General features: G+C 38.0%; 11 protein-coding genes and 1 pseudogene. 7 read left to right on the top strand and 5 right to left on the bottom strand.

The annotated features are described in order from the left end of the window. Positions 1–153: 153 nt before the first annotated feature. Positions 154–477 (top strand): hypothetical protein, encoded by a 324-nt coding sequence (locus AC5NT5_RS06220; RefSeq protein ID WP_007377991.1) that lies wholly within the window; start codon positions 154–156, stop codon positions 475–477. A 71-nt stretch (positions 478–548) separates the two neighbouring features. Here AC5NT5_RS06220 and AC5NT5_RS06215 read toward each other — a convergent pair whose 3' ends face one another. From AC5NT5_RS06215 to aspS, 3 genes and pseudogenes are all read right to left on the bottom strand, one after another. Further along, positions 549–1,145, bottom strand: a complete 597-nt coding sequence (locus AC5NT5_RS06215; RefSeq protein WP_188162311.1) for a pentapeptide repeat-containing protein — start codon at positions 1,143–1,145, stop codon at positions 549–551. 14 nt (positions 1,146–1,159) lie between these two features. Continuing rightward, positions 1,160–1,389: pseudogene (locus AC5NT5_RS06210) on the bottom strand (hypothetical protein). A gap of 118 nt (positions 1,390–1,507) precedes the next feature. Next, positions 1,508–3,286, bottom strand: a complete 1,779-nt coding sequence (gene aspS / locus AC5NT5_RS06205) for an aspartate--tRNA ligase (protein ID WP_494514342.1) — start codon at positions 3,284–3,286, stop codon at positions 1,508–1,510. A gap of 247 nt (positions 3,287–3,533) precedes the next feature. Here aspS and AC5NT5_RS06200 point away from each other — a divergent pair, with 247 nt between their 5' ends. The 6 genes from AC5NT5_RS06200 to AC5NT5_RS06175 all read left to right on the top strand — a co-directional run bounded on the left by AC5NT5_RS06200 (position 3,534) and on the right by AC5NT5_RS06175 (position 10,110). After that, positions 3,534–4,382 (top strand): DUF72 domain-containing protein, encoded by an 849-nt coding sequence (locus AC5NT5_RS06200; RefSeq protein WP_494514343.1) that lies wholly within the window; start codon positions 3,534–3,536, stop codon positions 4,380–4,382. A gap of 24 nt (positions 4,383–4,406) precedes the next feature. Then, a complete protein-coding gene (locus AC5NT5_RS06195) occupies positions 4,407–4,907 on the top strand; it encodes a M48 metallopeptidase family protein (RefSeq protein ID WP_007586965.1) in 501 nt (166 codons plus the stop codon). 210 nt (positions 4,908–5,117) lie between these two features. Next, a complete protein-coding gene (locus tag AC5NT5_RS06190; RefSeq protein ID WP_494514344.1) occupies positions 5,118–7,301 on the top strand; it encodes a YbhB/YbcL family Raf kinase inhibitor-like protein in 2,184 nt (727 codons plus the stop codon). Between the two features lie 37 nt (positions 7,302–7,338). Then, the gene (locus tag AC5NT5_RS06185; RefSeq protein ID WP_188162307.1) at positions 7,339–7,848 is read left to right on the top strand and encodes a hypothetical protein; all 510 of its coding nucleotides are present in this window, start codon (positions 7,339–7,341) and stop codon (positions 7,846–7,848) included. Positions 7,849–7,964: 116 nt separating this feature from the next. Beyond that, positions 7,965–9,428 (top strand): ATP-binding protein, encoded by a 1,464-nt coding sequence (locus AC5NT5_RS06180; protein WP_494514345.1) that lies wholly within the window; start codon positions 7,965–7,967, stop codon positions 9,426–9,428. Positions 9,429–9,432: 4 nt separating this feature from the next. Further along, a complete protein-coding gene (locus tag AC5NT5_RS06175) occupies positions 9,433–10,110 on the top strand; it encodes a response regulator (RefSeq protein ID WP_494514346.1) in 678 nt (225 codons plus the stop codon). A 237-nt stretch (positions 10,111–10,347) separates the two neighbouring features. Here the strand turns inward: AC5NT5_RS06175 and AC5NT5_RS06170 are convergent, their stop codons facing one another. Together AC5NT5_RS06170 and AC5NT5_RS06165 are read right to left on the bottom strand one after the other, a co-directional pair. Further along, positions 10,348–11,226, bottom strand: coding sequence for an AbiH family protein (locus AC5NT5_RS06170; RefSeq protein WP_494514347.1), 879 nt, complete (start codon positions 11,224–11,226; stop codon positions 10,348–10,350). A gap of 258 nt (positions 11,227–11,484) precedes the next feature. Next, the gene (locus AC5NT5_RS06165) at positions 11,485–12,171 is read right to left on the bottom strand and encodes a DUF3334 family protein (RefSeq protein ID WP_494514348.1); all 687 of its coding nucleotides are present in this window, start codon (positions 12,169–12,171) and stop codon (positions 11,485–11,487) included. Positions 12,172–12,209: the final 38 nt, after the last annotated feature.

Here is a 12,209-nt window from a genome sequence, read left to right as displayed (position 1 = left end):
AAGCTTTTTAAGTGTTTTTTACATATTTAAACTTATATAAATTATTGTTTTTAATTAAAAATAATTTTTACTTTATAGGTTTGCATTCTCTATTGTCAAACTATGCGATAATAGTCGCCATTGTTTAAATATATTTAGTAAAAGATCCAATAAATGAAATCATACAATAGCATTCAAGAACGTATAGAAATTTTAGAAGACAAACTAACGGCAATACATGACGAAATCGAAACACTAAAAACCCCTGCTAAAAACAACAATGAACGTATTATTTTTAAGTTTATTGAAACAGGCAGCACAGGTAAAACGAAGGATTTTGTTCGTGAGTTAGGTATTAAATCACCACGTGACGGTTTGTTTTCATCAGGTGACGTTACAAAACTAATTAAAGATGGCGCTGAAGATATTTCACCAGCGTTATTAGCAATCGCAAGACAGCTTGCCAGTGCACGTAATAAAAATGGCCCTAGCCGTTAATTACGCAGTCACGCAGTATCTAGAAGCCCAGCCAAGCTGTCGCTTCTAGATAGTAATCATATTAAACTAAATTAATCACAAAGCTCTATATTAAGGCTGGTAAGCAAATTAAGTGCTTCGAAGCGATCAAACTTAGCATTCGCTAAAATATTATTATTCAAATCTATATTAAATGCTGTAGCACCTACAAAATCACATTTTGTTAAGTTAGTTTGAAAAAACTCACTATCGCGAAAATCTGTTCCTGTAAATTCACTACCGCTTAAATCTGCATGTCTAAAATCAACATTTTTGGCAAAACAGTGTTTTAGTTTGAGGGCTTTGAGGGTTAATTCAAAAAAAGAACTATTGCTGAGCTCGCAATAATTAAAACTCACCGGTGCGTTAATACTAAGCGCTGGCCAATCCACGTCAGTCCATTGCAGACTATTTAATTTACAGTGGCTAAAACTTACATCTTCAAGCGAACTGTAGTTCCATTTAAGTGACGATAAATTACAGTTTTTAAAGTTGCACTGTATAAATCGGCAATTTTTAAACTGCCCGTCTGAAAAATCGCAATCGGTAAATGTGCACTCTTCAAACTCAGAATTTTCAGTTAGTTGCTCTTCGCGCTGTAAAGCGTTAAATTGCTCGTCGAAGTAGTGATTATTATTTGAAATTGACACTATTAACCTAGTTTTTAATGGGCATAGACGCTATTTTTAGATAAATCTTTTTTAAGCGCAAGCACTGCAATAAAAATCAAAGCAAATAGTGGAAATAGCGCTAAACAGCCACCCACAAAAGCTAAAACACCAGCATAGTACTTTTACGCTTACCTATTTTGTAGCTAATTACAGCAAAAATAGGAATACTCAGCACAATAAAAAAAACTAAGAACTCACCAAATAAGGTTGCATTGATCGACATAATAATTCCTTTTTCGTCTGTTCGGTTAAAATACACTCTGCTGCAAATTTAACCAAAAAAAACCCTTAAGCATATAACTTAAGGGTTTTTAAATTTAGCTCAATAAGCAAAATAAAAATTACTCTTCGCTAGGTATCGATTTTTCAACAACACTAATTGCAAGCTCAGCTAAAGAATCCATATTAGGCTTACTAGGCGCGTTAGTTAATAAACACGACGCTTGTGTTGTTTTAGGGAAAGCAATAACGTCACGAATGTTATCGGTACCACATAAAAGCATTGCTAAACGGTCAAGACCAAATGCTAAACCAGCATGTGGTGGTGTACCGTATTTAAGTGCATCAAGTAAAAAGCCAAACTTGTCTTGTTGCTCTTGCTCGTTAATACCTAAAATTCTAAATGCAGTTTCTTGCATATCTGCATTATGAATACGTACCGAACCGCCACCCACTTCGTAGCCGTTTAATACCATATCGTAGGCATCTGAAATAGCCGCAGCAGGGTTTGCTTCAAGCTCACTTGCAGTAATATCTTTTGGTGCAGTGAATGGATGATGCACAGCATGTAATGTGCCCTCGTCATCTTCTTCAAACATTGGGAAGTCTACAACCCAAAGTGGTGCCCAACTATTAAGGTTAGTGATTTCTAAGTCAACACCAATCTTAACGCGCAGTGCGCCCATTGCTTCATTTACTGTGTTGCGCTTATCGGCACCGAATAAAATAATATCGCCAGACTGTGCATTAGTACGCTCAAGTAATTTTGTGATTACGTCTTCGCTTAAAAACTTAGCCACTGGTGATTGAACGCCTTCAGCGCCTGCAGTGTGGTCATTTACTTTCATCCACGCCATGCCTTTAGCGCCGTAAATACCAATAAACTTAGTGTAATCGTCAAGCTGTTTACGAGAAAGCTTAGCGCCACCCGGTACAGTTAATACAGCAACACGACCTTTTTCGTCGTTAGCTGGACCTGAGAAAACATTAAACTCTACGTCTTTAACTAAATCTGCAACATCAACTAACTTCATTGGGTTACGTAAATCAGGCTTATCAGAACCGTAAAGGCTCATTGCCTCGCTGTAAGGCATGATTGGAAAATCGCCTAAATCAACGTTTAACAAAGTTTGCCACATCTCGCGGATCATTTTTTCAGTCATACCACGAACTTGATCAGAACTCATGAACGAGGTTTCTATATCTATTTGGGTAAATTCTGGTTGACGATCGGCACGTAAATCTTCATCACGGAAACATTTAACAATTTGGTAGTAACGGTCAAAACCCGACATCATCAACAATTGCTTAAATAACTGTGGAGACTGTGGTAAAGCGTAAAAACTACCTTTATGAACGCGGCTTGGCACTAAGTAATCGCGTGCGCCTTCTGGCGTTGCTTTAGTAAGTACAGGTGTTTCGATGTCTAAAAAGCCGTTTTCATCTAAAAAGCGACGAACAAAGCTGCTTGCTTTAGCACGTAATTTAATACGATCACTCATTTCTAGACGACGTAGGTCTAAGTAGCGGTATTTTAAACGACGCTCTTCTGAGTTTACTTGGTTAAAATCAAGTGGAAGCGGTTCAGAGCGGTTAATAATTGTAAGCTCAGTACCTAAAACTTCAATTTCACCTGTTGCCATATCTTTATTTACTTGGCTATCAGGGCGTGCACGTACAGTACCTTTTAGCTGAACACAAAATTCTTGGCGAAGTGTGTTAGCTGAACTCATTAACTCTTCAATGTCAGAGTCGAATACAACTTGTACTAAACCTTCTCTATCGCGTAAATCGACAAAGATAAGTCCACCAAGGTCACGTCGTTTGTTGATCCAGCCACATAGTTCAACTTCTTGACCTACGTGAGTTTTATTTAGCTGTCCGCAATATATAGAGCGCATAGTTTTCCTGTCAGATAAAAGGCTTAAACGGTTATATTTATTTGTTTTAAGGCGTGTGATTTAAAAAACAGGTCACCACAATACAAATAAAGCCGCTAGCAATCTAAAAATAATCAAATTAAGCCCTGCATTATACTCAACTAACATTAAGATGCTAGGGCGTGTGCCGCTTTTGCCCCTGAATTTACAGCAGCTCGTTTTGTTATTTGCTACACTATCGCCACTTTATAATAAGGCGCTAGTTTGTATGTTATATATTGGATGCCCGCAGTGGTCGAGTAATGCATGGAAAGGCAATTTATTTTCAAGCCAATGTAAAAACGCCGATATGCTTAGCCAATACGCCCAACACTTTAACTCTGTTGAAGGTAATACCAGCTTTTACGCTGACCCATCGCCAAGTACCGTATTGCGCTGGGCAAACAGCGTACCCGATGATTTTAAATTTACGTTTAAGTTTAATCGTCGCTTTAGCCACGAGCTGCATCTTACTAATGTTCAAACCGAGCTTACTGATTGGCTTAACTTGTTCTCCCCTATTTTAGAAAAAACCGGTCAAATCATGCTGCAATTACCTAAAGCATTTGGCCCTGGTGACTTACCCAAACTCGCCCAATTTATTAGCCTGTTACCAAAAGAGGTTAATTACGGTATAGAGGTACGTCATACTGCGTTTTTTCAAAAGGGTGAAGCCGAAATAGCGCTTAACCAATTATTAATGGCAAACAACATAAATCGCATATCGATGGATACTCGCGCCCTATTTGCGGTAAAACCAACAACCGAAGCGCTAATAGATGCACAGCAAAAAAAGCCCCATTTACCGGTACATGCAATAGCTACTGGCTCAGAGCCTATGGCGCGCTTTGTAATAGCCGATTTACAAAACGACTATAAACCCTTTTATAAACCGTGGCTGAGTAAAGTAAAACAATGGCTTGATGAAGGAAAAACGCCCTATGTGTTTTTTCATACGGCAGATAACCGAGAAGCGCCATTATTAGCAAGGCAGTTTTGTAAAGACCTTGGTTATGATCACAAAGCATTAAACCCATTTACTGGCGAAAAAGAAGCCCACCAGCCAGCACTTTTTTAAAAGTAAAACGACAGAGAAGCAATAATGAGTGAATACGCACGTTACTTTACCGGCTACCCAGCTAACATTGTTGAGCAAGTATTAAGCCTTATAAATAACAAAAAGGTATGTGACTACTTACTTAAAAAGTATCCGCAAGCACACACTATTACCAGCGATAAACTACTTTATAGCTATGCAACCGAGCTTAAAAAACAATATTTAAAAAATGCGCCACCATTTGGTCGTGCGGCGTTTAAAAAGCAAGGCGATATGGTCACCAATGCACTCGGTACACATACGTATCGAATGCAAGGTAAAACCCGTAAACACGATTTAGCGATAAACAGCGACTTGCTCCGCGCTCCCGAGCCGTTATTAAAAGCGTTAGTGGTACATGAGCTCGCCCACTTTAAAGAAAAAGACCACAACAAAGGTTTTTATCAACTTTGCTGCCATATGGAGCCGAGTTACCACCAGCTAGAGTTAGATTTAAGAATTTTTTGTGTGGTAGTCGCAATGGGAGAAAATCCTTATTTAAAATAAGGATTTTAGCGTTATTTAAATGAGTGAAAATAACGCCATACTTAAGTTAATATTTCCTTTCATAACCAAACGCCCATACCCAGTCTTTTATCCCCGTAAGCAGCTCACAACTTAACGCCAGCCCTTAATAAAAAAAGTTTAAAACTACATAATTGCCCTACATTTGAGAACTACACTCTTAAAAGTTAATTTAATCTTTGGAGTTTTTAAATGATGAAAAATACCCATGCCATTTTACTCAGTGCACTGTGCTGCTTAACCTTAAGTGCCTGCAACGAGCAAAACAGCCAATCACTTGAACAATCAAACCTCAATGATTTTACTCTAACCAGCTCAAAAGTAAGTGATGGCGGTAATTTGCCTATTACTTATACATGCGATGGGCAAAGCATTAGCCCGCCACTTAACTGGAGTGGAGCACCTAAGGCAACCAAATATTATGCGTTAATTATGGATCATAAAGCGCCAGAGGGAATGCATTGGTATTGGACCATGTACAATATTGCCGCCGATAAAACACAAATTAAAGCGGGCGAAACTCTCGGTGAAGTGGGCTCTAATAGCGTAAACGATTTAAACCAATACGCGCCGCCTTGCTCTGAAGGTCCAGGTGAAAAAAGCTATACTTATACTATGTATGCGTTATCTGCACCGGTTACCTTTAATAGCGATACAAAGGTAGATCGCTCAGCATTACTCGCTGCTGTAAGAGATATTACGCTCGATACTGCAAGTATGACGGTTAAATACTCGCGAAGCGCCAGTAGCGCCGAGTACAAACCTAATACAAGGCCAAAACCAAATGAGCAACCAAAGCCTGATAAATCATATTTAACCGCTAACGTAAAATCACCTCGTTGCGATGCTATTACACAATCAGTAAGTAATGCAGGGTTTGATCAAAGCGTATCTGTTACGTGCGATGAACAATATGCTTATATTGCCTCATCTACTTATCCTGATCATGAAGTAATGACTGGTATTACAGGTACTAACGAGCAAATACCTGTTCCAGCTAAAGACTATGGCGCACCTATAAAGCTAAATCCTAAAAAAGCAAAAACAATAACAACAATTGATGCAGCCGTAGGTGTTGCCGTTAATGGCGTACCAATATACGACTATTCTTCGCAAGGTGAGTTGGACGTAAATAGCTACGATGAAAAACACGACACGTTAGTACTCGGACAGTTAGATATATGTGGCGGACACGCAGGACGAGGTGATGACTACCATTATCATGTATCGCCAACTTGTATGATTGACACAATGAAAAACCAAACAAGCGATGCCATTATTGGTTGGGCTTACGATGGTTACCCGCTGTATGGCAGTAAAAACCCAGACGGCAGTGCAATTGCCAAAGGTGACCTTGATGTATGTAACGGGCAAGCCGACGACACATTTGGCTATCGCTACCAAACATCAGCTACGCCGCCGTATATTATTCAGTGCTTAGTAGGTGAAGTAGATACAGAAAAATTACCAAGAGTGGCACCACTGAGTGGCGATACTCAAGGTATAAGAGCCGACTTGCGCCCGCCACAAGGAGGCGTTGAAAACCTAACGCACACAATCTCTGAAAACGGCAGCCGTACAATGAGCTACTCATACAAAGGTGAAAACTACTTTACTACCTACAGCCCTGCATCACAGGGAAAAGACTGCTATAGCTTTAAACAAAAAACCATCAGTAATGGTGGCAAAGTTCAAACAGGTACATTTTGTAGAGGTCCGCAACCAAATCACCTTACTCCAACAGTCACTAAGCAAAATACAAATCCTGCCATTACGGGCAAGCATAACTTAAAGCTAGAAGCATGGGCTGATAACTGGTTTACAGCCTACATAGGCGAGCAGTTACTTGTTGAAGATTCTGTGCCTATAACCACAGAGCGTTCATTTAATGCCGAAAGTATTACGTTTTCTGCAAACTACCCTATTGAGCTTAATTTAATAATTAAAGACTTTAAGCAAAACGACACTGGGCTTGAATACATCGGCGCTAAAAATCAGCAAATGGGTGATGGCGGTTTTATTATGCAGCTTACCGACACCGATACAAATAAAGTAGTTGCCGTAAGCGATAAAAGCTTTAAATGCGAAATACTTCACAAAGCGCCGCTCAACAAATTATGCGAAAGCGAATCAAACCCAGTTGCGGGCGAAGGCGTTTGTACGTTTATGTCAAAAGAAGCACCAACTAACTGGCTGCAAAGTAACTTTGACGATACCAATTGGGCTAATGCAGTAGAGCACAACTTTGCCGATGTAGGACCAAAAGACGGTTACGACGACATTAACTGGGATGAAAACGCAAAATTCATATGGGGCGAAGACTTAGAAACCGACAACACCCTTATTTGTAAAGCAATTATTGAGCAACCTCAATAAACAAAAAGGTCAACCGCCTCAATAAAAGGTAGTAATTATGTATTTTTTAAAAAAATCAAAATGGCTAATGCTAGCGTGTATTTTAACAAGTATGAGCGCTCAAGTGAGCGCCCATGTATTAAAAAACACAACAGCCCAAGTAATTTTAAGAGACGGGCAAGTTGAGGTTAAAGTATTAACTAATGCTGAGCATTTAATTTCAGCGCTGCAAAGCGAGCAAGCATGGCTTATGGGCGATATTGATAAGCTTATGCCTACAAACTTAAGTGCAGAGCAACAGGAAGAGTTTGTAAAAAATGCACTTAAACAAAAAACGAGCTTACGTGTAAATCAGCAAGTTATCGTGTTTGAACGCGTCGCTTTTACCACCAGCAACAACAACGAAGCGCACGACCTAGAAATTGTTTTTCAAGCGAAGCACACATTTACAACAGTAGATGAGCTTGCCATATCGTTCCCTAAAAGTTTAGGTGCAGTACACGCAAGCTTTGTAAAACCACAATATAAGTTACTGGGTGCTGGCGATACCGCAAAAATAAAGTTCTAGTCCAAATATCAACATATCTAAAAAGCTTACTTAAAAAGGATTTTAGTAAGCAACTCCCCAAATACGCTAATTGTAGGCACATAATCAATATGCAATACTGCTTGGTACGTTAACACATGATTTTTACTATTTGCCAATCAGTGAAATTAATACATAAATTCTTTTTAGCTTTTTTTATCACTAATATCGCCCTTGTTGGGCTTATGTTTGTGTTTATATACATGACCTTTTCGTCAGGGTTTAACGACTTTGTTGAACAAGAAGAAACAAAGCATGTCGCAATGGTTAAGCAGCAACTTATTGAGCTTTATAGCGAATTAGGCAGTTGGCAACCTATTACGCAAAACACGCAATTATGGCGCTCTATTGTAGAGCCGCAAAAAAAGCCAGGTGAGACTAAAACTAATAAACACACAAGCACCCCACCCAAACCAAATAGCAGTAAAGCAACGCCCTCTTTATTGTGGGTACACTTACCTGCGGGTTCCTTTAAAACAGGGCAACGTATAAGTTTATATGATCAAAATAAAAAAGTTGTTGTTGGTAGAGCGAATTTAAACGACAACCCACATATAGAGCCAATTTTATTAAACAATAACGTTATAGGCTGGATAGGTTTAGTACCTTCAAAACTTGTGCAAAGTAGCCCAGCTAAAGCGTTTTTAGCAGCGCAATTTCATAACTATTTTATGATCACGTTACTCGTTATTGCGCTCGCATTTATTATGGCTATTGTGTTATCTCGCCATTTAATAAAACCAATAAAGCAAATAGTGACTGGCACAGATGAGTTAACAAAAGGAAATTTTGCCAGCAGAATAATTCCCTCTAGTAAAGATGAGCTAGGTACCCTATCCAACAACTTTAATGCCTTAGCCCACACGCTTGAGCAAAACCAACAAATGCGGTTTCAATGGGTGTCAGACACATCCCACGAATTAAGAACCCCGCTTACCGTACTACGATCGCACTTGTTAGCTGTGCAAGATGGTGTATTTACAGCCGACACAAAGCGCATTAATTTACTCATAAACCAAGTAGATAACTTAAGCCACATTGTTGACGACCTAGCCCAACTAGCACAAACAGATAGCGTTAATTTAACCTATAACAATGCACACATTGATTTAATAAACATTTTTGAGCAATCAATTGAAAACTACACCGCTCGCTTTAAAGAGCGTGAATTAAATGTAGATAGCAAAAGCTTAGCCAAAGCCGGTAAATGTATAATAAACGGTGATAAAGAACGCCTTATACAATTATTTTCAAACCTGTTAGAAAATACCTGCAGATACACGCATAAAGGTGGGCAAGTAATAATACTTGCCAACAAAACGCACAATAACATTGAGCTTATTTTACAAGACTCAGCCCCAAGTGTTTTACCAAACGACTTACAAAAATTGTTTGAGCGTTTTTATCGCGTTGAAAAATCTCGAAGCCGAGAGCACGGCGGCTCGGGCTTAGGGCTTGCACTTTGCAAACAAATAGTAGAAGCACATGGCGGTCAAATATCGTTGCACAACTCACCACTCGGTGGGCTAGAAGTTAAAATAACGCTGACACTTTTAGGTTAAAATAATGGCATCACAAAAAATACTTATCGTTGAAGACGAAGAAAACATTGCAGAGGTACTTATTGCCTATGCTAAGCAACAAAATTACGAAACTGAGCACTTTAATAGTGGCAAAGGTGTAGTTAGTTTTGTAAAACAAAACGCAGTAGATTTAATACTTCTTGATTTAATGCTGCCAGATGTTGATGGCATAGAGCTATGTAAGCAAATAAGAGCCTTTTCAAGTGTGCCTATTATTATGCTTACCGCAAAAAGTGAAGAAATAGACCGCTTGCAGGGTTTAGAGATCGGCGCCGATGACTACATATGCAAACCCTTCAGCCCCAAAGAAGTTATAGCACGCATAAAAGCCGTACTAAGAAGGACCAGCCAGCCTAAAACCAACATCATCAATCATAATAATTTCCAATTACACAAAGACGATTACGAAGCACGCCTAAACGACAAAAGTATTGGCTTTACCGCCGTCGAGTTTAAAATATTTTTATTATTTATAAGCCACGTAGGGCGTGTTTTTACCCGCGAAGATATTATTAATAACGTATACAGCGACACAACCGACATATCCGATCGCAACATAGATACACATATTAAAAATATACGAAAAAAGATTAACGACATTCAAGCAGGGCTAAACCCAATAGCAGCGGTTTATAGTGTGGGCTATAAATTTAAAGAGTAGGTAGTATTGCCTAAAGATAGTTATAGCCGCACGCATTAGTAACGAGAAAATAGCTCAATTAAGGAGTGAAATTCTAAAGCACTTGGTAAATCAATTTAAAAAAACATTTCAGAATTAAAAGAAAAATAAACATGTTTAGATACTGCTTCAAGTTATTCGGGTGCAATGAATTTTTTCAACAATGCTCGTCGTCGCCTTTCAAGAAGCTGAGACCTTCTTTTATTAATATGTACTAGCTCAGACTTGATCTGAACTAATACAATTAATACTTGGTAAATATTCAAATACTATTAGTCTACAATTCCTCTCCTTAAGTTGCTCTGCTATTAAATCCCACCATAACTGATCAGTCTCTCCAATAGATGAACCAAATATGCATATTAGATCTGCTTCTGAAATCAACTTTTCACAGTCGGACTCAATGCCATGTCTCATAACTAAATTACAGTCTCGTTTTATCAAATGATTTGTAGCATCAATATTATTTGAAAGTTCTTTATTAATTATTTGCTCAGCATTATCAACGCCGATGACCATATCTGAATCTATTGTCCCATGAACATGGAATATAGAATCTAGCCTATGTAGACCAACATCTTCTTTTTTCTCAATTTTAAGATTTGAGTTACGATTAGAAATATTATTTAGACCTAAAATATGTTCTGCCGTATGTGTGTAATTAAAATTAACTATAGAATAAAAATTATGTCTTCGATCTTTACCCCCGAAGAATTTTCTCAAAGATATTGCATCTCTGACTAAAAGAAACTTTTCAGGATGAAATAGATCTTCAATGAATTTTTCATTATTTATGCTTGATATTTTTTCTTTAGTAAATTGTTTTTGAGCTAAAGTTAAATATTCGGCGAGTTCTTCTACGATATTCTCATGAATATCATCCAATTCATCTAATGAGTTTATTTCTTTTGTATATTCACCAAGAGCTAACTCTAAATCAGACCATTTATCTATATTATTAGAGATATTGTCTTTGAAATTTTTGACTGGATAAGAGTCACTTTCTTGAATTTTGTAAAACCCATAAAAATCATTATAGCTACTTTTTAAACCAAGATTAAGATCAAAGCCATTCCCTATTAAGTACACCGTTTTCACACTTTATTTCCATATTCAATTTTAAAAGACAAAAACTTGGTCGTCATATATGAGCGTATTCAGTTTTTTAATTGTATCGATTGTAAATAGATCAAAAAATTAATTCAAATTAATGCTTAAATAACCTTAACCCACAAAAAAACACGATATAAAATCGCGTTTTTATTTTAATCACTAACCCGAACACTCATAACTAAAGATTAATAGCTGAGCAGTCGTTGGGTTTCGTTTCACTCAACCCAACCTACGTAAATAGACTTAAAGCCCTAGGCCTGCCATAAAATCATCATCGCCATCATCTTGTTCTACTGCTTTAGATGATTTTTCTATGTCCGCTTTTTTACGTGCTTCGTTTTCAATTATGTCATCTGGGTCTAGAGCTTCTGCAATATCAAAGTCATGTAATTTAATGAACTCTGTTTTATCCATCGCTAATTCCAAGTAAAAAATATTTTGCTTACTTGTGGTGAATGTTACGCGGCGAGCTTGCGGGCGATCCATTGTGGTATCTACCGATATTTGAACTTGCTTATTTATTGCCATCATTTTTGGCTGGTTTTGCGTAATAGAGGTATGCAATTGCTCACGCACTTTAGACGTAAAGTCGCCAACAATTTGATTCATCAACTCGCCTAGTACGTTTGATACGTCGTCTGATAAATGGCTATGCGCTATTTCATCTTCTGGCATTCCCATATTGCGCATGTAATCGCCATAAATTTCCATCGCCGCTTGCGAGGTAAAGTTGGTAATTACGAGCCCTGTAAAACCGCCGTCAAATAAAACAAAACAACCAATATCTGGTCGCATACATGTACGTGTTATTTTTTGCACCATGGCTGAGTAGCTAATACCATTGCCGCTGGCTGATGTGAGTACACCTGTCACTGAATGACAAAGGGTTGCTAATATATCGTCTGTGCTGATGACCTTACTTTTGCTCATTTAATCTTCTCTTTTGTACTTATTATTCATAATTCTAG

Source organism: Pseudoalteromonas sp. J2K-J599, assembly GCF_059295115.2.
The sequence above is the reverse complement of the archived record's forward strand: the minus strand, read 5'-3'. Positions and strand labels throughout refer to the sequence as shown.